The sequence below is a fragment of the Sutcliffiella cohnii genome (assembly GCF_002250055.1).
In the GTDB taxonomy this organism is placed as follows: domain Bacteria; phylum Bacillota; class Bacilli; order Bacillales; family Bacillaceae_I; genus Sutcliffiella; species Sutcliffiella cohnii.
The window spans coordinates 351,147-370,553 of sequence record NZ_CP018866.1; the positions used below are offsets into that span (position 1 = coordinate 351,147).

Here is a 19,407-nt window from a genome sequence, read left to right on the forward strand (position 1 = left end):
TCATTAATATAATAATTGTTGGCCTAGTAGCATTCTTTTTAATCAATAAGTTCATGCCTGTTAAAGGTGTAAAACAAATTTCAGCGAGTGAGCTTAAAAAAGAGTTAAAGAGAAAAGATGTTCAATTTATTGATGTAAGAACATCTGGTGAGTTTTCTAGAAATAAAATTAACACATTTAAAAATATTCCTCTTCATGAGCTTTCTCAGAAGGCAAGCCAGTTATCAAAAGAGAAAGAAGTTGTAGTTATTTGCCAGAGTGGAATGCGCAGCAATAAAGCAACAAAAGTGTTAAGGAAAATGGGCTTTCAAAAAATCACAAACGTAAAAGGCGGTATGAGCGCTTGGAACTAACGTTAGGAGGAAATCAGTTATGAAAGAAATCACACCTAAAGAAGTAGAACGTCTCGTTAACCCCAATATTATTGATGTTCGTGAAACGGATGAGGTAGCAGCAGGGCATATACCTGGGAGTGTAAACATCCCGCTTGGATTACTAGAATTTCGTCTACATGAACTAGACAAAACGAAAGAATATATTATTGTTTGTCGCTCTGGTGCTAGAAGTGGAAGAGCCACTGAGTTTCTGTCCAGTCACGGGTTTCATGCTACCAATATGGTTGGAGGCATGATGAACTGGGAAGGGAACGTTCAGTAAAATTTTTTGAAGTTTATTATACCTATATAGGTATTCATTCTAAGGAGGACTATTTATGGAAACTATTAAATTTGATCAACTAGTAGATGCAAAAGGATTAGCATGTCCAATGCCAATCGTTCGTACAAAAAAAGCGATGAATGAGCTCGAACCAGGAAAAGTATTAGAAATTCAAGCAACAGATAAAGGATCAACTGCTGATATTAAGGCGTGGGCACAGAGCACTGGACATCAATATTTAGGAACGGTTGAAGAGGGCGATGTGTTAAAACATTATCTTCGTAAGGCGACTGGGGAAGAGAAAGAAGAGAAGAAACACCCACATGTTGTAAACAACGAGGAACTTCAAGCAAAGTTAGCTAACAAAGAAGATATTCTAGTGTTAGATGTACGTGAATCAGCTGAATATGCTTTCAATCATATTCCTGGGACAAAATCCATTCCACTTGGTGAGCTTGAGAATCGTTTAAATGAACTAAGCAAGGATGCAGATATTTATGTTGTGTGTCGTACTGGAAGCCGTAGTGATTTAGCCGCACAAAAGTTAACCGATGCAGGATTTAAAAAAGTGATTAATGTCGTACCTGGCATGAGTGAATGGACTCATCCAACAGATAGTCTCAGTAAATAGGAGGAATCAACTATGAATCAGATTACTGTCTATACATCTAATCGTTGTCGTTATTGTGTGATGTTAAAGAACTTTTTAGCAGATCAAAACATTTCCTATCGTGAAGTGAATGTAGAAACAAATCCTGCCATTATGCAGCAACTTGTAGAGAAAACAGGTCAATTAGGGGTTCCACAAACGGAAGTGAACGGCCAGTGGGTTGTTGGTTATGATCCGAATAGCATTATGTCAGCATTGAGAAAGTAATAGGAGGTTGAAAGAAGATGAGTAGAAAATTAGCGATTATCGCAAGCAATGGTGGGTTATTTGATGCCTACAAAGTTTTCAATGTGGCAACAGCTGCAGCTGCAACAGACCAAGAGGTAGCGATATTCTTTACCTTTGAAGGTCTAAACCTAATTCATAAAGAAGCATACGGTCAATTACCAATGCCAGAGGGGAAAGAGCATTACCAAAAGGGTTTTGAGAAAGCAAATGTTCCAGCGATCCCTGAACTCGTGGCAATGGCACAAGAAATGGGTGTTAAATTGATTGGTTGTCAAATGACAATGGATGTTATGGAACTAGAAAAAGATGCATTTGTTGATGGAATTGAAGTGGGTGGAGCCGTTACGTTCTTAGAATTCGCCAAGGATGCGGATGTAACATTAACGTTTTAATTAAAATTTTTTTAAACTTAAAAATACTATAGGGGGTATATTAAATGTTAGTAAAAGCGATGAATTCAAAAGAAGTAGCAAGAAAAGTAATTGAAAAGAAAGAGCTATTTATTCTAGACGTTCGTAATGAAGGGGATTTCGCTGATTGGAAGATTGAAGGAGAGAACTTTGATTACTTTAATATTCCTTATTTTGAACTATTAGATGGCGTAGAAGAAATCATGGATAAAATTCCAGCAGATAAAGAAGTCTTAGTCGTTTGTGCGAAAGAAGGTTCTTCGATGATGGTAGCAGAGATGTTGTCTGATGAAGGACTAGATGTTTCTTATCTTGAAGGCGGAATGAAGACTTGGAGTGAATATTTAGAGCCAGTTAAAGTAGGGAACCTAAAAGACGGTGGTGAGCTATATCAATTTGTCCGTCTAGGTAAAGGCTGTCTATCTTATATGGTTGTTTCAAATGGGGAAGCTGCGATTATCGATGCAACACGTATGGCAGATGTGTATGTGAACTTTGCTAAAGAAATCAATGCAAAAATCACACACGTATTTGATACTCATTTACATGCTGATCATATTTCTGGAGGAAGAAAAATTGCCGAAGCAACTGGTGCAACGTACTGGTTACCTCCAAAAGACGCTGGTGAAGTAGTGTTTGAATATGCGGCACTTGAAGGTGGGAATGACGTAGTGATCGGAAACTCAACGATCAACATTCATGCGCTATACTCACCTGGTCATACAATCGGATCGACTTCATTTGTTATCGATGAAAAATACCTATTATCCGGAGACATTCTCTTCATTGATTCAATTGGAAGACCTGACCTAGCAGGACTCGCTGAAGATTGGGTAGGAGATTTACGTGAGTCGCTTTATAAGCGTTATAGAGAACTATCAGAAGAGTTGATTGTTTTACCGGCTCACTTTATGATCATCGAAGAGTTAAATGAAGATGGAAGTGTTGCAGAAAAACTAGGCACACTATTTGCTCAAAATCATGGTTTAAACATTGAAGATGAAAATGAGTTTAGATCAATGGTGACAGAAAACTTACCGCCACAACCAAACGCGTATCAAGAAATTCGTGAAACCAATATGGGTAAAATTACACCAGATGAAGAGAAACAACGTGAAATGGAAATTGGGCCAAACCGTTGTGCAGTAAGATAACAAACGATAATAAATTAGAAATAAATAACTGGAGGTTTTATAAATGAACTCAGATAAAGTATTAGATGCCAAAGGATTAGCATGTCCTATGCCAATCGTTCGAACAAAGAAAGCTATGACGGAACTTGATTCAGGTCAAGTGCTAGAAATTCATGCGACTGATAAAGGAGCAAAAAATGACCTTGCAGCATGGGCGAAGTCTGGTGGTCATGAGTTATTATCAGATACGGAAGAAGATGGTGTATTAAGGTTCTGGATTAAAAAAGGCTAAATATAAAAGAAAAGGGAACCGGGTTGGTTCCCTTTTTCTTCTTTAAAAGGGAGGTACAACATTAGGTTTTATAAAAGAAGTGACATTGTTAAATCATATAATTAAACTATAACTTTTTAGAGGGAGGGTATATTAGATGGTTAAAATAACACCCACAGCAGTCGAAAAGATTTTAAGTGAAATTCAAGATACAATTAAACAAGGAATAGAACCCTTTATCCGTTTAACTATGGGGATTGGTTGAGGAGGACCTCAACTTCGTCTGGCTCTGGAAGAGTCAGCTTTAGAAAATGATGTAATCATTGCACAGGATGGTATTCAATTTTTAATTTCTGAGAAAGATAAGGTTTATTTCAATAATGTCAAAATAGATTATACGAAAAATGTATTGGGAACAGGCAATTTTGTCGTGATTCGTTAATCGTTTTATCACCCTATATGTCTATTCTGATTATAGGGTGTTACTTCTTATAAGATACAGTTTAGGAGATAGAAAATGAACCTATGGAACACGCGTTTTCAAAATGAGAGCTACGTATATGGAACAGAACCAAACGTGTTTTTAGCGGAAGTGCAGAGAAAACTTCCATTATCAGGTGACGCTCTTGCTATTGCAGAAGGTGAAGGGCGTAATGCTGTATTCTTAGCTGAACAAGGAATGAACGTGTCAGCTTGGGATTATGCTGAATCAGGCTTATCAAAAACGAATAAATTAGCAGATGAAAAAGGTGTAAAAGTTAATACGCAACTGGTTGATCTAAATGAAGCTGTTTGGCGACAAAACATATGGGATGAGATCGTCTGTATTTTTGGGCACTTTCCAGAAGTGTTACGTAAGAAAACACTACAAGGAGTGAAAGAGTCAGTTAAACCAGGTGGTTATTTTATTACGGAAGTGTATTCGCATTATCAAATACCATATAATAGTGGTGGCCCTCAGAACTTAGAGCTTTTATACAAACCCGAAGAATTTCTAAATGTTTTTTCTGATTGGCGTATTGTTCACTTTTTTATGGGAGAGGTTGTCCGACAAGAAGGAGACTTACATAATGGCTTGTCTCATGTTATTCAATTTGTCGGGCAAAAAAAGAGTGAATTCAAAAGCCAATTATGATTTTTTCTTTAGTAGTTACACAAAGAATAGATTAGGAGTAGATCCTATTCTATTTTTCTTTTGTGCAAAAAAACTAAAAAGTTATTAAACTAATCAAATGCCCTTTTTTAATTAAGTATATTCATTAGTAGTCCATTCTCTTCACATAGGCATATGATAAGTTTGATAAACCATTGAAGGGAATGAATGAAATGTATTATTCTAACACAAATCCATATCCATATTACGCTAATGCTAACACACCCATATATAATCCAGACTTTATGACAAGAAATCATCACGGGCAGGATGACCAAGCTTTTGAAGCAATACTTGAAGGGATTAAACGGGAGGCCAAAGCCATTAAGTTTTATAGACAGTTAGCCAATGCTGCACCGTCTAAAAAACATAAAATTGATATTCTTCAGGCTTTAGAAGGGAACAAAGCCCATTTAACTCATTTCACCAATCTTTATACCGATCTTACTGGTATCCTACCTATGTATCAGATCGATCACGTTCCTTTTCAGAGTTATAGAGATGGTTTACAAAAGGCTTATGAGCTAGAAGTAGAGGGTTATGAAGAGTATCAAAAGAGTTCCCAACTTATAGGGCATCCACAAATACAAAATGTGTTTAGATGGGCTCTAAATGGTGAGCAAGAGAACGCTACACGATTTGGTTCGTTAGATGCAGAACTTACAAGTGAAATAATGGATTATGGGGCAGAACCGTTTGTAGTAGATATAGAAGAAGTGACTAATCAAAATAACAATTTCCGTACCGCTTTATGGACAGGAGATCATTTGCAAGTCACTTTGATGAGTATTGATGTTGGAGAGGATATTGGTTTAGAAATTCATCCAACTCTTGATCAATTCTTACGTATTGAACAAGGGCAAGGAGTTGTTCAAATGGGTGATAGCAAAGAACGATTAGATTTTGAAGAAAAAGTATATGACGATTATGCGATTGTGATACCAGCTGGTAAATGGCACAATTTGACCAATACGGGAAATCAACCACTTAAGCTGTACTCTATCTATGCGCCACCTCAGCATCCATATGGAACCGTTCATGAAACAAAAGCTATTGCTATTGCGGCTGAAGAAGAACACGGCCATTGATATACAATAATGAAGAAAAATAAGAGCTTGAAAAAACAACCGGTTGTTGAGATTCGGTTGTTTTTTCAAGCTCTTTTAAAATTCGATATTATAGTGTTTAATCTCTAGTTTCTATATTGATTTTCTTCATTCGTAGGTTAGCTTTATAAAATTAAAATAAAAAAAGCTAACTGTGATTTAAATCACATCAAAGAAGAGAGTAACCTCGTAATATACTATACAGGGTATATACCCTGTAAGGTAATTGATAACTAACTAGGGGGAAAAATAATGAGTAAGAAAATTGTTATTGTCGGTGGAGTCGCAGGCGGTGCCACAGCAGCTGCTCGCTTAAGAAGAATAGATGAAACATCAAAGATTGTCCTATTTGAAAAAGGAGAATATATGTCATTTGCTAACTGTGGCTTGCCTTATTACATTGGTGAGAAGATCAAAGATCGCCAAAAACTATTAGTTCAAACAGTAGAAGGAATGTCAAAAAAGTTTAATTTGGACATCCGTAACCTTAGTGAGGTTATTGGAATTAATCGTGAAACAAAAACGGTCCAAGTCAAAGATCTTAAAACAGGGAATGCGTATGAAGAATCTTATGATGATTTGGTGCTTTCACCTGGGGCACGTCCAATCGTTCCGCCAATTCAGGGGCTGAACGAAGCAAAGGCTATTTTTACTTTGAGAAACATACCAGATACAGACAAAATTAAGTCTTATGTTGATAACGAAAAACCAAAGCGTGCGGTTGTCGTTGGTGGTGGATTTATCGGTTTAGAAATGGCAGAGAATCTTCATGAACGAGGGATAGATGTTACGGTTATTGAAATGGCTAACCAAGTGATGGCCCCGTTAGATTATGAAATGGCATCCATCATTCATACGCATCTTGAAGAAAAGGGAGTCAACCTTGTTTTAAGCGATGGGGTCGAGTCTTTTGAAAGCGAAGGAAAGATTGTTGTTACAAATAACGGTAAGCGAATGGAGACCGACCTCATTATTTTATCGATTGGCGTTCGCCCAGAGAATGAACTTGCTATTAACGCTGGCCTTCAGGTAGGAGAACGTGGAGGAATCCAAGTAAATGACTATTTACAAACAAACGACCCAAATATTTATGCGATTGGTGATGCTATTGAAGTAAAGGATTATATTAACGGGAAGCCGACGATGATTCCACTCGCATGGCCAGCGAATAGGCAAGGCAGACTTGTGGCGGATAATATTTACGGAAAGAAAGCTAAATATAACGGTACACTTGGAACATCGATTGCTAAAGTTTTAGATTATACAGTGGCAACTACTGGAAATAATGAAAAAACATTAAAGCGTTTAGGAATTCCGTACGAAGTTATCCATCTTCATCCTAGCTCACATGCCGGCTATTACCCTGGTGCAGCACCGATTGCATTAAAACTAGTGTTTGATAAAGAAACAGGCAAAATCTATGGAGCGCAAGCGGTTGGAAAGGATGGAGTCGATAAAAGGATCGATGTGATTGCAACAGCCATTAAAGGTGGCTTAAGCGTCGTAGACCTTGCTGACTTAGAGCTAGCCTATGCACCTCCATATTCTTCAGCTAAGGATCCTGTTAATATGCTAGGTTACGCAGCAACCAATATTGTGGAAGGTGTGATCGAAACCGTTCAGTGGCATGAAATTGATGAAATCGTGGCAAATGGTGCTACGTTAGTCGATGTACGCACACCTATCGAGTTAGAAATGGGCTTTATCGAAGGGGCCATTAATATTCCAATTGATGATATCCGGGAGCGGTTAACAGAACTTCCGAAAAATGAAAAGATTTATGTTAATTGCCAAGTAGGGCTACGTGGTTATTTAGCTACACGTATCCTTCAGGAAAATGGGTTTAAAGTGAAAAATTTAGATGGTGGCTGGAAAACTTACTCTTCAGTGCATAGCAATAAAAAGAAAGACTGTGATATGAAAACGGACGACTCCGGTGTGGCACGAGTTGATTGTCAAGAGTTTAGACCAGATGTAAAAATAGATGCCAGCGGCCTTCAATGTCCAGGACCTATTATAAGTGTAGCAAAAGCAGTAAAAGAAATGGGAAAAGGACAAATTTTAGAAGTAACAGCAACTGATTCACAATTTGTTAGGGATTTACCTTCATGGTGTGAGCACAATGGCCATACTTTACTAGAGGAGAAGAAAGATAGGAAAATGATTAAAGCTTATGTTCAGAAAAATTAGTGCTGGAAATTAAGGAATAGTAAAGAGTTCATATTCTTTCTTCTGAATTGGTCTTGGTTGTTTTTTTTGAAGCCTAAAAGATCTTCTAATTAATAGTGGGTTGTTATTTAGTATCTAATAGATATTTATGGTTTTAGAGTTATCATCAGGGTTAAGATATTACACACTTTCACCTTACGTGCTGCATAATTGAACTAGTTCTGATAATATCTATATATGGTTCGCTAGCACTTAAAATAAAAAAGATATGGCAAACAGACTACATCATATCTGTCGGTCACTATCCAAGTCATATATAGAAAGTAAATAAGAGGTTGCCAAACGAGGCAACCTCTAAATATTAGTAAATAAAAATTTTCAAACGACTTAATAATAATTTATATCCATAGATCGTCAATGCGAACAATGTAAAAATAGGAAATATATGTTTTGGTGTGAAGTGTACTAATTTATAAAGTTTCATTCTTTGAAATATCCAGTTTAAAGGGTAAGAAAAAAACAAATCGATGAGCAAGTTTATTAATAGATAACGTTTGAAATTTCCAAACGTAAAGTGGAAAATCCATATTGTCCCAATAAAAAATGGTCCTAATATAAAACTTCCGTCATTAAGGAGCTTATTTTTTAAACCACCTTCTACAACCCACCATTTATAAGGTACTGCTAGTGCGCATAGCCCAGTTACAAGCGTTGAAGCAAAAAGAGTAACAGGAAGAAATTGCTTAAAGGATTTTATAGGTATCACAGGAACTGAAAGCCAAGGGGCTACCAATAAAATTATTCGAATAATGTTTGGCATACTCATTTTATAGAGCTCCTTTCTTTTTTATTTATCTTTCCGAATTTCATTATTATTATTATCATTAAATATTTTTCTTAATAATTAATTTTAAATCGACTAGACAAGAATAGAAAAAACGGTACGTAGCAACTAACATTATGGAGGCTGTGATCGAAAACTATTCTGTGGCACGAAATCGTTGAAATCGTGGCAGAGGGTGGCTACGTAATCTATGTACACCTATCAAGTCAGAAATGGATCTATCTAAGGGACATCAATATCTCTATTGATGATATTCTAGTACGTCTAGGATTGCGAGGTTATTTAGCTACACGTATCTTTGGAAATCGTAAAGCAAGGGAAGAATACGTTAGGAAAATAAAAGGGGGAACACACTTGAATGAAAAGTTCAAAAAGGAAGTAGAGAAGCATGTGAACGAACGAAAAGCCAACGTCCAAGACAAAGGACTTTATAATATAATTGAAAAAATAATAAAGCAAGATCCAGCGATGAAAAAGTGGATAGAGGAAGAGTGAAGAACGGGACATAAGAAGTATACACGTCTCATTCTTCTTTTATTTGTTGACTCTGTTAATCTTCATTGTTGATTTGGTACAATTGGATAGAGGTTATTTAGATATGAAAGAAGCACAGAAACATACATATAGTGAAGATGAAATACTGGCTAAAGCAATTGAACAAGTTAAGAAAGGCGGCACGTACGAAGAGGTTCGAAACCAATTTAATTTATCAGCTGATGATATAAATTTAATTGATTTTGTTATCAATGAGTTCTAATTTCCGTATTAAAATCAAACTAAACGATAACAAAGCCAATTTATAAAGTAATAGAAATGGTTATCTTTAAAATGTATTTTGTGAAAATTATGGAGGTTTCAGTAGAATTAATTCTGAGTGAACAGAACTATTATGTTTCTTATGTGGAGGTTGACTATGGAAAAGCATACACGTAGTAAAGTGAAAGCCTCGTTACTTACTGCGGGAGATACTGGTAACCCGAAATTTAAAGAAGATAAACTTTACTACAAACCAAGTGAAGTTTCTGAAAAACTAGGTGTAAGTGAGGAAATTATTCGAAGAATGTTTGAAAAGGATAAATTTAAAGGAGCACGTAAAACGGATGGAGAGCATTTGAGAATCTCTAAGGATGCCTTCATCACTACAACTGAATTAGATACTAAAGCAAAAGAAATATTAGTTCGTATTGATCTGAAAAGCCAGAAAGCGGGTGATGTCGATGAATTTAATTTATAGTCTCCAAGTAGTAACGCAGTGGATCTATTACTGACACTTCATGCTAACCATTGTGAGGCGGTTTGTTAGGATTGAATTTGGGATGGAATAATCGTTGATTTTCAACGAACATTTAATGGAAATTAATGGACTGTCTCCTTGTGTATGGTCCAATATATATGCTAGATTGCGAAATAGACGGATACTACGCAGCAAAGACTGCTATAATTATGGGAAATAATAACAAATGTTTGCTATCTTCTGGTATTATTTTAATAAGAGATTCGTGAATATAATACGGAGGATTTTATTATGACTAACATTAGACGTAATGACCCTTGCATTTGTGGGAGTGGACTTAAATATAAAAAATGCTGTTTTTTCCACGAAGGTCATTATACTGTATTTGTTGACGAGGCGGGAAACAGTGGATCCAACTACTTGGATTTAGATCAGCCGTTCTACGTTGTAGGAGGATGGATAGTTCCGAATGCGCGATTGAGGGACACAACGCTAATAGCAAATGTAGCTCAGACCTTGAAAGTTGAAGGGGAATTGAAAGGTACTAATCTAACTGGAAATAAACGCAATCAAGCTTATTTCAGTAACTTCTTTAATCAATTGTGGGAGATTGGTTGCAGACAAACTGTAGTTGTTGCAGAAAAGAAATATTGCATCGCGGCAAAAATTATTGAGACTTTTCTTGACCCACTATATAACAAAAAAGTGAATAACCGCTATACTTACGACAACCTTTTGAAAAAAAGACTTGCTGAAAAGGTGTACAGGCTCCCTTTTGGAGTCTTAGAAGAATTTGCGAAAAGCTTACCGAATATTAGAGCCAGAACAGATGGAGGGCTCCTTGAAATCTATTTGTGAGGCTTTACGGGATGCGAGGGAAACTGACTTGGCGGATAAATTATCAGGAGCATTGAGCACAATTGAGGATAACACTTCTTCCGAAAAAAGCAGTCACACCTTCTTGCCCAACAATGCAGGAGCAAGTTTAAATGTACCAGCATTTATCTCTTTTATTACGATTTTGGAGAAATACGCAAGTGCAAAAAAACATCGCCTTTCGATTATACACGATAAAACTAAGGCTTATGAAAGAGGGTATGCAGAGCTGTATAGATTATATTCACAGCCTGACCGCTTTGAATTTCCACTGACAGATGGTTCAAGCCTTCTTATGGGTTTTAGTCACTTAAAGAATATATGTTTTAAGGAATCGAAGGAAAGTCCTTGGATTCAATCTGCAGATGTCCTTATCAGTGGATTAAACAGATTTTTAAAAGCAGTTTATAAAGATGAATTTGTTAATCCTGAATTATTAGAGCTTGGAAAGTATGTCAGCCCAGCAATATTTGATAATATCTTTAAGAGAGGCGACTCTGTTTGCTCCAATGAAATCCGAAAGAAAATTAGAGATGTAATTCAAGAAACTAATATGTATAGGTAATAAGTAGCGAGACGTTTGGCTTTTGTATGGCTAAAATCTGAATAAATTATTCAAATAACGGAAGCTTACAAGGATGAAACGTACCCATTCACAGCTATGAAGCCCCATTTACTTATGAGGTAGCCATAAGGGCATTTTATATGTAATACCCGACACATATCTATGAGATTTGCAATGAGTTCCCACAGTTGCCCTAATAAGTGGTGAAAAAAAGTATTTATTTAGTATAATGAAAATGTGGTTATTATCCCCAGATACATTACTGACGGAGGAGATCTATATTACTGATCCAACTAACTACCTACAATTAAAACTAAATCAAGTGGCTTCAAGACACCTATCAGATAAAGTGGCTCTTTTCCGAGGATTCTACGATAATATTGCTAATGAAAGGCTTAAAGAGTTGTTTGCAATATTTCATATGCAGTTTAATGATCTGTTTGCATTTATGAACCAGAAACGCTACGCAAGCGGCGGAGGACATTATAATGCAGATGCAAGTCGAGATCTCATTGATTTAATTGAACAGGAAAGAGTAATACAAGCTACACTTAAAGGTGACTTTGCTTTTGAGATTAATGGCTACTATGAAGAAATTATGAGCAAATGTAGATCTTTTTTATCTACTAGTGGAGGAAGTCCTATCCCTGAGGATTTCCCACCAATAGATATCATAGAGGACAAGCCTATTTTCACTTTAGTTGATACCATGACAATTCCAGGCACAATACCAAGTGCCATTGCAAAATTGAAATTTATTGGCAAGGGTTCATACGCAAAGGTATTAAAGTATAAAGATCCACATTATAATTCTTACTTCGCCGTTAAGCGAGCGGAAGATGATTTGCGACCTGATGAGCTGGAGCGATTTAAGAATGAATTTAACGATCTTCGAACCTTGGATAGTCCGTTTGTCATCAAAGCTTATTCCTATGAAGATGAGAATAATGAGTATGTTATGGAATATGCAGATGAGACATTATCTAAATACATAAACCGGAGCAATTCTACACTGATGTTTAGTAAAAGAAGAGTTTATGTAGAACAATTAATTCGAGCTTTCGACTATATTCATTCAACAGGAATACTCCATAGGGATATCAGTTACACGAATATTTTAGTGAAGCATTATGGCGATGGGGCTTCCTTCTTAAAGGTCTCCGATTTTGGCTTGGTAAAACGACCTAATAGCACTTTGACTAGACAGGGAACAGAAATCAAAGGAGCTATTAATGATTACACTGACTTGACTGCAGTTGGTTTCGAGAATTATGAAATGAGACACGAGACTTATGCACTTGGAAAAGTAATTTATTTTATACTTACTGGTCGAACGACCGGGTATCATCGTGAAACCAATGAAGCATTGAAGGAATTTATTTCAAGAGCAATTTCTCCAGATAAAAGCAAGAGGTTTACTAGTATTGAAGAAATGAAGATTGAATTGTATTCGAAGGTGTTCCCTTCACTCCGCAAAGAGTCTGCCGAGTAGGTAATTACCGTTCTTCAATCAATCATAAACAAAACCATCCTATTCCAAGGGTGGTTTTTCTGTTTCATAGTTTGGGGTAATGGTTATTAGGCTTCCGAAACTTGAAATGGGGAAGCATGATGAATTCATATATTCAAGATAGCTCCTTGCTTGAGAAATTCAATAAGGGGTAAGCGATCATGATGATTTCCTGATTAACACATACAGTAACTACATTTGGAAGTACCTTTAAAGCATAATTTGCCCAAAACAACGCGTTATGGCAGCTAGTTAGTGAAATATGCTTTAGTGGAACAAGGGTTATCACTTATATATGATCTTTGCTGTGCAGTACAACCATACTATTCAATAGTATTTAATATATCAAAAGTGGCTCAATTGCAGACCAGAAGCCTACTCCCTCGTTAAAGATATAGAGGATTAGGCTTTTAGTTAGAATCGTTGATGTTCTTCTAGTGTGGTAAATTTGTTGGCATCAAGTGGTAAATTCCGTGGCGATTTGTGGTAAAAAACATGTTGGAGATGGTACATTTTTGCGACTGTTACTGTGTTGGAACAAGGGGACAGGAATATTGTGCACACATTCGTTAACAGAAATGTCAAAAAATGTGTGGGCGACTTTCCTGTCCCCCTGTTCCACCTGATGAGCAGCTTGTAAGGCGGCTGGTTGAAAAATTATTGTTCATCCTGAAAAGTTGGAGATGGAATTCAAGTCTGAAATGACTGTTGAAATTGAGTTATAAATTAATTAAATGAGCTTGTGAAAGTGTGATATACTTTTGCAGGCTTTTTTTGTGCTTTCGATTAAGAATTGACTGAGAATTATTTGAGCTATAAAATGGATAATAATTAGGTTGTGGTGCAAGGGAAATTCGTTATAAAAAGATGCTTTACTTGTGGATCACTTGAAATAGAAGGATTATACTAGATTCTTATATTACCTTCTAATTATAAATGTGTATAGGAAATAGTAATGATTATATGGATTTTATATGGAAAAGGAAAATATGAAGTTTTACTGTAAGTAGTATTTAGTACAAGTATATATGCAAAGAAGGTATCGGAATGAATTTAATCAATAGATTTCATAAAACAATAACAGAAATGGGAATGCCTATTCTTGAAAATCCTATTTTTTATACAGCTCCTGTAGGGATCCGTTTTGGAATTGGCGGAGAAGAGGATGTATATATTAAAAAAGGTATAAGGAGAAAAGAGCATCCAAATCCGGTCTATGTGAATAGGGCTGTTGAACGAGCATTCACAATATTTCATGCTTTACCGAAAAAAGACTGGCTATTAAGAATTGATTTATACGATGAGAAGGAAATAAAAGAAACAATAAAGCGACTTCAAATTGTAGATCCCCAGGAAAAAGTATTAAACGAGTATGAGTTAGATGGAGAAAAAATAAGTCATTATGAATTATACTGGTCACTAAATGATATTGATTGGCCAGAAGAAACAATCATTCGTGAAATTATCTTAGCCGATATTGGTGGTATAAATTGTCTAGCCTCAGCAGTATATTTATTACATCCAAATGAAAAAATACTTTATCATTTATACGATGATCGCGGATTAGATGTTGTTGCTAAAGATCAAAGAAAGTTATATCCACTATATGAAACATTTAATGCTTGGATTTTAGATTATGATAGAGAACAAATTGATAAAACATTTAAATATAAACAGGAGACACTTTAGCTTGGAAACTTATTAAGCTTCTTAAATAAACTAGAAGATAAAAACATTTATTATAAGTTAAATAAAATCAGAAAAGAAGCAATTATGATTGAAATAGTCGTTCCTGGTCAAAGGTGGGAAGTTGAATTTTTAGGTGATGGTACTATTGATGTAGAGAAATTTATAAGTGACGAAGGCTATTATGATGAAAGTGAGCTGAACGTATTGTTTAGAGAGTTTAGAGATTGAAAAAAAGAATTAAAATAGGAGTAGCTTGATGAAGTAGAACCTAGCATTGATGGAAACATACATATTAAATATTCAATCACCATTTGATTCACTAGAATTTGTATCAATTACAAATCAAAAAACGGTACAATTTGCGAATAATACACTTCTTGAAAATGAAGGTGACTATTTAGAAGGTTCAGTTGAGCTTTCGTATAATGGAGAGTCCATATTTTCAAAAATATGGACACCACAGACTTGCTCTTGACGTGGCAAACATTAATGGAACCGCTATATTTTCCAGAAAACAAACAGTATGAAATTGAATTTCTAGATTCAATATTTGACGTGAAAATACAAGTGTCTGGCGAAGATTATATTATTTTCATTTCAACTTATCATAACGAGAATGAGACCAAACGAAAAAAATTCCGAAACTAATTTATAGAAAAGCAATCTACGAGGGATTTATACAATTTGCGACATTTATCGTAGACAACCAATTTACTTTTACAAATGAAAGTTCATACGATTCTTTTATGAAAGATTATGCACAAATAAAAATACAAACTTAAATATGCGAGGTTTAATTTTTGATTGTTATCAGCTCTCCTACATCAAGAGCAAGTTGCTTTGGATCAGTTAACTCTTTTAAATAAATTGATTTTTTCTTGTCAATCGTACAATCTTCAATGTTTGAATTTAAATAGTTAGCAATTTGAACAGTGCTTGTCGGAAAATGTTCAAAATGGTATTTAATGCACAAAAATAAAGGGAATAATTCTTTTTCCTTTTCTAGGCTAAACATTTCAAGTTGAATTGGGACATCGAACCCATCAATATAATCTTCTATATCACGATCTACTTGCCAGGCATCAAGCTGTCCTTCAGAAAATTTAAAAGGTCGATCAGCTGCAATATAATAATAATATGTCATAAGTACTTCTCCTTAATTTTTATAAAAAATTATATAATTAAAAAGGGGAAAAGCCAAGTTTTTTAAAAAAACATATATTAGAATCAATTTCATAATCCATTATTTTAAAGAAACACAGACCCACAGAATGTTAGCTACTTAAATTTTTTTAGTTGATGCCTGTTGAATAGGTGTTGATTTCCACTACAGGCGGACGCTTTCCGCGGGCGGTCCGTGAGCCTCCTCATCGCTTCGCTCTTGCGGGGTCTCACCTGGCCACGCTTTTCCCGCAGGAGTCGCCGCCTTCCGCTCCAATCAACTGGTTTGGAAATTAAGAATGGTACTTTAGGCAGCTAGTTGTTGATTTATCATGGCATTTATTCGATCAGCAGCCAATTTTGAAGCATTGTAAACTAAGGTAACTAGGTCAAAGTGAACTTTAGCGCGTTTTCCAGTCCGATAACGTACATTGTTTAGTTGAAAATATAATTTAAGATAAGCATTTACACGTTCCACCGCAGTTCGCTGTTTAAAGATGGTTTTCCAAGCTTTTGACCCTCGTGCTGGTGCGGTATATTTTCTTAAATCCGTTGTGATTTTCACTTTATAGATCTTTTGACAAAGACCTTCATTGGCTAAGGGACAGTCTTTACATTCCTTTGGTCGTGTATATTTGAGTGTTTCGTATTTCGGATCGAAACTATCATAACGGTACGAGTGTTCTCGGAAACATGTGGGTGCGAAATGTTTATCAAAACCTTCTGGCTCAGGCTCATTACGCTTATTATAGGCAATTACTGATTGTAGACCCATTCGGTGAATCTGTGTATAAATCGCTTCGTAATCATATCCAGCATCCAAGGTGTTGTAACGTATAGTGGAAAGTGGGACACGTTCTTGAATTCCTTTTAATAAAGGTATCGCTGCTTTTCCGTCATTCAAATTGCCAGAAGAAATCAGGGATTGAAGAATGTATTGGCTTTTTGTGCCAACAGCTAAATGCGCTTTATAGCCATACCAAAAAACGTTCTTTCCTTCACTATTTTTCTTCACTCCCCATTCTGGATTCTGGGGAATTTCAGCACGAAGTTGTTCTAATGGAACGTCCAATTGTTCTTCAATTTTCTTTTCAAAGAGGCTTCACGCTCAGTTTTTTCAATCAACCATTGTTCCCTTTCTTCCTTTGATTTGCGCCCACGTTTCTTAGGTTCTATTTTTGGTTTTTCTTCTTTTGGAGGTGCTTGATCTTTGGCCTCAAAGTGTGTCGCATCAATCGCTATTGTATCATCAGTAATAAAGCCTTCTGAGATAGCCTGATGAAGGATCATTTCTTTCACTTCTTCTAGCACGTTTGATTCGCTAATGATGGTCACCATTCTTGAGTAAGCTGCTTCTGAAGGTACTGTATCAGATACCAAAAATCCACAGTCTAGACGCCTATTACTACCAACGTAAAAAGCAATTATTTGTTTAAACAACATTATTAGCACCATACATGCAGACATATCCACACCTCTAGATTCAGAAAAGTTATATGTGAATCATTTTAGCTTATTTAAACAGATTGAAACAAATAGGAGCATTGTTTCAACAACCCATATACTAAAACCAGTAGTAAGGTCAAATCCCGCATCGCATATTTATGTCTGCGGATTTGAGAGTACCGTTAAAAATATTGATAGCATTATTTTTTGTATATAAGGGATTTTGAATTAACTAAGATGATTTCTGCTTTTAAGAAGATAGAGCCTTAAATAATTTAAATAAGACCATGTGTGTTTTTTAATCCCTTTTATAGTATCTAATAAAAAATCCTATATTAAGAATTTTAATATAAGTTTAAACATCTAAATTTCGGTTTTTTGTTAACCTAAATAAACAAGAATACAAAATGATAAAAATACACTTCTAGTTCAATGTAATATCTTCTACTATCATCTCACCATTAGAAATTTTGTAAAAAAAATTATTGTCCTTACTATAAGTAATAGCCTCCCCGTTTAAAAAAACATTACTTACTTCTTTTTCGTCATTTACCTTTCCGTATAAAACATTTATTGAACTTTTTGTTGCAATATCAAAAGAATAATCAGATGTAATTTCATACTCCCTAAAATCACTTATAACATCCCATTCAAATGTGTTGTTTTTATTTTTCTCTAATAATAAAAAGCTAATGGCCTCTTCTTGTATTATTGGATAAATAGTGTATTCTTCTATTTTCTCCTCTGCTAAGAAAATCACATTCTCATAATCCTTTGTTGACTTTACAAAATCAACAAATTCCTCTTCAGAAGCAAATTGTTGGTTTGAACATCCAATGAGTAAAATAAAAAACCCGAAAAACATTATTCTTTTCATAAAAATGGAACACTCTCCTTTTTTTTTAGATTTTTTTGGAAAAGTGTAACTATTCAGAATAATTTTATAGTACAATCAGAACAATGCCAATAAAAATTTGGAAGTGGAGGAAAGAAAATGAAAAAATTATCTCTTATTATTGTCTTACTACTTTGTTTAATCCCAACTAACACTTTTGCAAACACCCAAAATGTTGAACAGTTATCCGGTGATTTATATCAAACAGCAGACGGTAAATAATTATATGCAGATGCTGAACTCACTAAACAAATCACTGAAACATTTGTATTGGACGAAGAAGATAATCTAGTTTCTTTACCTCTAGAAGAATATATTCGTATGGTAGAAGAAATTGAAAATTCAACAGAGACAATAACTCCAACACAAATTCAAAAACCTATAATTTATGACCCGAGTAACATCGAAGGAGACATAGGAATCAACACGATCATAGGTGGTGGAGAAACTTATCGTTATATAGAGTCTTCAAACACTCTCAGTAAATGGAACGAGGGGACAGAAAATCCTTCATACAGATATTGGAAAACAATTGAGGGTCAAGGTTAAAAAATCTACTTGAAAATCAATTGTTCTTTGTGGTTCACAATATTTTTACTCTTGGGAGTGTAATCCTAATAGTTTGCTCTTAGTATATAGTGATGATAGTTTTTAAGCTATATCCTAGTAAATTGAACTTGTAAAATGAACGATGCTATCCAAATAAATAATGTTTCCTTAAAAAAATGTCTGATTTTATTTACTCTTGAAAATTTTATAATAAATGTTTTGGTTAGGATATTTCCAATAAATGTGTGAACGACTTTCCTAGTATAGTAAATAGGTAAACTACGATAAAAAACCACCGTTTTCATTGTAAAATAGAAGTACCTATCACAGAACTTCCAAACTACATTCCCGACCAAAGGAGATGAAAACGATGGTATATTCAACATTAAATCATATTCAAGGTAAGATTGGAAGTCGATGGGCGCAATTTGTGAGAGAGACTGGAGTAGAGAATGTTTTAATTGTTGCGATTGATGCAGCTAAATATACTCCCAAAGCTATGATTGCTTCGTTTTATGGAGAAATATTAGAAAAACCATTTGATATAGATGCATCTATGTCTGGTTTTACTAAGTTAAAAACTCTTATTGGAAGACATAAAGTAAGAGCTAATACGCGAGTGGTGGTCGGCATTGAAACTACTGGACATTACTATGAACATTTAGTCTTTAAATGTCACCTTGAGGGGTATCATGTACGAGTGGAACAAGGGGACAGGAATATTGTGCACGCATTTGTTAACATAAATGTCAAAAAATGTGTGGACGGCTTTCCTGTCCCCCTGTTTCAAGGAGTTTCTCCAGTCGTTAAGCACAATTGCATTACTACTATTGGGTAGTCA

Annotated in this window: 25 protein-coding genes and 1 pseudogene; 22 read left to right on the plus strand and 4 right to left on the minus strand. The window is 35.3% G+C overall.

Annotated features, from left to right (window positions below; all coding sequences use genetic code 11):
• Positions 1-53 precede the first annotated feature (53 nt).
• From BC6307_RS01600 to cdr, 10 genes are all read left to right on the plus strand, one after another.
• Complete coding sequence (locus tag BC6307_RS01600; RefSeq protein WP_425319496.1) at positions 54-353, plus strand: rhodanese-like domain-containing protein; 300 nt, start codon at positions 54-56, stop codon at positions 351-353.
• A gap of 19 nt (positions 354-372) precedes the next feature.
• Positions 373-657 carry a rhodanese-like domain-containing protein gene (locus BC6307_RS01605; protein ID WP_004427588.1) on the plus strand — a complete coding sequence of 95 codons (285 nt, stop codon included), beginning with the start codon at positions 373-375 and terminating at the stop codon, positions 655-657.
• Between the two features lie 55 nt (positions 658-712).
• Entirely contained in the window at positions 713-1,288 is a 576-nt protein-coding gene (locus BC6307_RS01610) for a sulfurtransferase TusA family protein (protein ID WP_066413798.1), read from the plus strand.
• A gap of 12 nt (positions 1,289-1,300) precedes the next feature.
• Positions 1,301-1,534, plus strand: coding sequence for a glutaredoxin family protein (locus BC6307_RS01615; RefSeq protein ID WP_066413797.1), 234 nt, complete (start codon positions 1,301-1,303; stop codon positions 1,532-1,534).
• Between the two features lie 17 nt (positions 1,535-1,551).
• The gene (locus tag BC6307_RS01620) at positions 1,552-1,947 is read left to right on the plus strand and encodes a DsrE/DsrF/DrsH-like family protein (RefSeq protein ID WP_035661036.1); all 396 of its coding nucleotides are present in this window, start codon (positions 1,552-1,554) and stop codon (positions 1,945-1,947) included.
• A 44-nt stretch (positions 1,948-1,991) separates the two neighbouring features.
• Positions 1,992-3,119, plus strand: coding sequence for an MBL fold metallo-hydrolase (locus tag BC6307_RS01625; protein WP_066413795.1), 1,128 nt, complete (start codon positions 1,992-1,994; stop codon positions 3,117-3,119).
• 43 nt (positions 3,120-3,162) lie between these two features.
• Positions 3,163-3,390, plus strand: coding sequence for a sulfurtransferase TusA family protein (locus BC6307_RS01630; RefSeq protein WP_034626685.1), 228 nt, complete (start codon positions 3,163-3,165; stop codon positions 3,388-3,390).
• A 496-nt stretch (positions 3,391-3,886) separates the two neighbouring features.
• Positions 3,887-4,504, plus strand: a complete 618-nt coding sequence (locus BC6307_RS01635; RefSeq protein WP_066413792.1) for a class I SAM-dependent methyltransferase — start codon at positions 3,887-3,889, stop codon at positions 4,502-4,504.
• Between the two features lie 191 nt (positions 4,505-4,695).
• Complete coding sequence (locus BC6307_RS01640) at positions 4,696-5,610, plus strand: cupin domain-containing protein (RefSeq protein ID WP_066413789.1); 915 nt, start codon at positions 4,696-4,698, stop codon at positions 5,608-5,610.
• A 270-nt stretch (positions 5,611-5,880) separates the two neighbouring features.
• On the plus strand, positions 5,881-7,818 hold the full coding sequence (gene cdr / locus BC6307_RS01645; protein ID WP_066413786.1) for a CoA-disulfide reductase: 1,938 nt from the start codon (positions 5,881-5,883) through the stop codon (positions 7,816-7,818).
• 340 nt (positions 7,819-8,158) lie between these two features.
• Here cdr and BC6307_RS01650 read toward each other — a convergent pair whose 3' ends face one another.
• Entirely contained in the window at positions 8,159-8,623 is a 465-nt protein-coding gene (locus BC6307_RS01650; RefSeq protein WP_066413784.1) for a hypothetical protein, read from the minus strand.
• 372 nt (positions 8,624-8,995) lie between these two features.
• Between BC6307_RS01650 and BC6307_RS24650 the strand changes: the two genes are divergently transcribed.
• The 9 genes from BC6307_RS24650 (at position 8,996) to BC6307_RS01685 (ending at position 14,990) form a co-directional block, all read left to right on the plus strand.
• Positions 8,996-9,136 carry a hypothetical protein gene (locus BC6307_RS24650; RefSeq protein WP_157076613.1) on the plus strand — a complete coding sequence of 47 codons (141 nt, stop codon included), beginning with the start codon at positions 8,996-8,998 and terminating at the stop codon, positions 9,134-9,136.
• Between the two features lie 103 nt (positions 9,137-9,239).
• Entirely contained in the window at positions 9,240-9,398 is a 159-nt protein-coding gene (locus BC6307_RS24655; protein WP_157076612.1) for a hypothetical protein, read from the plus strand.
• Between the two features lie 156 nt (positions 9,399-9,554).
• The gene (locus tag BC6307_RS01655; RefSeq protein WP_066413782.1) at positions 9,555-9,875 is read left to right on the plus strand and encodes a helix-turn-helix domain-containing protein; all 321 of its coding nucleotides are present in this window, start codon (positions 9,555-9,557) and stop codon (positions 9,873-9,875) included.
• A gap of 291 nt (positions 9,876-10,166) precedes the next feature.
• Positions 10,167-10,733: an SEC-C metal-binding domain-containing protein gene (locus BC6307_RS01660; RefSeq protein ID WP_066413781.1), complete on the plus strand. Its 567-nt coding sequence runs from the start codon at positions 10,167-10,169 to the stop codon at positions 10,731-10,733.
• Positions 10,717-11,316 carry a DUF3800 domain-containing protein gene (locus BC6307_RS01665; protein WP_066413779.1) on the plus strand — a complete coding sequence of 200 codons (600 nt, stop codon included), beginning with the start codon at positions 10,717-10,719 and terminating at the stop codon, positions 11,314-11,316. Before BC6307_RS01660 ends, BC6307_RS01665 begins: the two co-directional genes overlap by 17 nt.
• 229 nt (positions 11,317-11,545) lie before the next feature.
• A complete protein-coding gene (locus tag BC6307_RS01670; RefSeq protein WP_003321934.1) occupies positions 11,546-12,808 on the plus strand; it encodes a protein kinase domain-containing protein in 1,263 nt (420 codons plus the stop codon).
• Between the two features lie 1,065 nt (positions 12,809-13,873).
• Complete coding sequence (locus BC6307_RS01675) at positions 13,874-14,515, plus strand: DUF3885 domain-containing protein (protein WP_066413777.1); 642 nt, start codon at positions 13,874-13,876, stop codon at positions 14,513-14,515.
• Positions 14,516-14,599: 84 nt separating this feature from the next.
• On the plus strand, positions 14,600-14,743 hold the full coding sequence (locus tag BC6307_RS01680) for a hypothetical protein (protein ID WP_235858086.1): 144 nt from the start codon (positions 14,600-14,602) through the stop codon (positions 14,741-14,743).
• 46 nt (positions 14,744-14,789) lie between these two features.
• On the plus strand, positions 14,790-14,990 hold the full coding sequence (locus tag BC6307_RS01685) for a hypothetical protein (protein ID WP_157076611.1): 201 nt from the start codon (positions 14,790-14,792) through the stop codon (positions 14,988-14,990).
• A 318-nt stretch (positions 14,991-15,308) separates the two neighbouring features.
• Here BC6307_RS01685 and BC6307_RS01690 read toward each other — a convergent pair whose 3' ends face one another.
• The 3 genes and pseudogenes from BC6307_RS01690 to BC6307_RS01700 all read right to left on the minus strand — a co-directional run bounded on the left by BC6307_RS01690 (position 15,309) and on the right by BC6307_RS01700 (position 17,999).
• Positions 15,309-15,659, minus strand: coding sequence for a hypothetical protein (locus BC6307_RS01690; RefSeq protein ID WP_066413768.1), 351 nt, complete (start codon positions 15,657-15,659; stop codon positions 15,309-15,311).
• Between the two features lie 324 nt (positions 15,660-15,983).
• Positions 15,984-17,074 (minus strand): annotated as a pseudogene (locus tag BC6307_RS01695) (transposase); the annotation flags it as partial.
• A gap of 472 nt (positions 17,075-17,546) precedes the next feature.
• Positions 17,547-17,999, minus strand: coding sequence for a hypothetical protein (locus tag BC6307_RS01700; protein ID WP_066413765.1), 453 nt, complete (start codon positions 17,997-17,999; stop codon positions 17,547-17,549).
• Positions 18,000-18,116: 117 nt separating this feature from the next.
• Between BC6307_RS01700 and BC6307_RS25425 the strand changes: the two genes are divergently transcribed.
• The 3 genes from BC6307_RS25425 (at position 18,117) to BC6307_RS01710 (ending at position 19,404) form a co-directional block, all read left to right on the plus strand.
• Entirely contained in the window at positions 18,117-18,239 is a 123-nt protein-coding gene (locus BC6307_RS25425) for a hypothetical protein (RefSeq protein ID WP_268874261.1), read from the plus strand.
• 48 nt (positions 18,240-18,287) lie between these two features.
• A complete protein-coding gene (locus BC6307_RS01705; RefSeq protein ID WP_157076610.1) occupies positions 18,288-18,566 on the plus strand; it encodes a hypothetical protein in 279 nt (92 codons plus the stop codon).
• Between the two features lie 370 nt (positions 18,567-18,936).
• Positions 18,937-19,404, plus strand: a complete 468-nt coding sequence (locus BC6307_RS01710; protein ID WP_094366029.1) for a hypothetical protein — start codon at positions 18,937-18,939, stop codon at positions 19,402-19,404.
• The last annotated feature ends 3 nt before the right edge of the window (positions 19,405-19,407 follow it).

Bases quoted from the DNA above. Each gene is read 5' to 3' on its own strand.
- cdr (WP_066413786.1), top strand. From the start codon at position 5,881: ATGAGTAAGAAAATTGTTATTGTCGGTGGAGTCGCAGGCGGTGCCACA.
- BC6307_RS25425 (WP_268874261.1), top strand. From the start codon at position 18,117: ATGAAAAAATTATCTCTTATTATTGTCTTACTACTTTGTTTAATCCCA.
- BC6307_RS01625 (WP_066413795.1), top strand. From the start codon at position 1,992: ATGTTAGTAAAAGCGATGAATTCAAAAGAAGTAGCAAGAAAAGTAATT.
- BC6307_RS01670 (WP_003321934.1), top strand. From the start codon at position 11,546: ATGAAAATGTGGTTATTATCCCCAGATACATTACTGACGGAGGAGATC.
- BC6307_RS01605 (WP_004427588.1), top strand. From the start codon at position 373: ATGAAAGAAATCACACCTAAAGAAGTAGAACGTCTCGTTAACCCCAAT.
- BC6307_RS01620 (WP_035661036.1), top strand. From the start codon at position 1,552: ATGAGTAGAAAATTAGCGATTATCGCAAGCAATGGTGGGTTATTTGAT.
- BC6307_RS01675 (WP_066413777.1), top strand. From the start codon at position 13,874: ATGAATTTAATCAATAGATTTCATAAAACAATAACAGAAATGGGAATG.
- BC6307_RS01650 (WP_066413784.1), bottom strand. From the start codon at position 8,623: ATGAGTATGCCAAACATTATTCGAATAATTTTATTGGTAGCCCCTTGG.
- BC6307_RS01615 (WP_066413797.1), top strand. From the start codon at position 1,301: ATGAATCAGATTACTGTCTATACATCTAATCGTTGTCGTTATTGTGTG.
- BC6307_RS01600 (WP_425319496.1), top strand. From the start codon at position 54: ATGCCTGTTAAAGGTGTAAAACAAATTTCAGCGAGTGAGCTTAAAAAA.
- BC6307_RS01640 (WP_066413789.1), top strand. From the start codon at position 4,696: ATGTATTATTCTAACACAAATCCATATCCATATTACGCTAATGCTAAC.
- BC6307_RS01680 (WP_235858086.1), top strand. From the start codon at position 14,600: ATGATTGAAATAGTCGTTCCTGGTCAAAGGTGGGAAGTTGAATTTTTA.
- BC6307_RS01655 (WP_066413782.1), top strand. From the start codon at position 9,555: ATGGAAAAGCATACACGTAGTAAAGTGAAAGCCTCGTTACTTACTGCG.
- BC6307_RS01630 (WP_034626685.1), top strand. From the start codon at position 3,163: ATGAACTCAGATAAAGTATTAGATGCCAAAGGATTAGCATGTCCTATG.
- BC6307_RS01710 (WP_094366029.1), top strand. From the start codon at position 18,937: ATGGTATATTCAACATTAAATCATATTCAAGGTAAGATTGGAAGTCGA.
- BC6307_RS01610 (WP_066413798.1), top strand. From the start codon at position 713: ATGGAAACTATTAAATTTGATCAACTAGTAGATGCAAAAGGATTAGCA.
- BC6307_RS24655 (WP_157076612.1), top strand. From the start codon at position 9,240: ATGAAAGAAGCACAGAAACATACATATAGTGAAGATGAAATACTGGCT.
- BC6307_RS01635 (WP_066413792.1), top strand. From the start codon at position 3,887: ATGAACCTATGGAACACGCGTTTTCAAAATGAGAGCTACGTATATGGA.
- BC6307_RS01690 (WP_066413768.1), bottom strand. From the start codon at position 15,659: ATGACATATTATTATTATATTGCAGCTGATCGACCTTTTAAATTTTCT.
- BC6307_RS01700 (WP_066413765.1), bottom strand. From the start codon at position 17,999: ATGAAAAGAATAATGTTTTTCGGGTTTTTTATTTTACTCATTGGATGT.
- BC6307_RS01660 (WP_066413781.1), top strand. From the start codon at position 10,167: ATGACTAACATTAGACGTAATGACCCTTGCATTTGTGGGAGTGGACTT.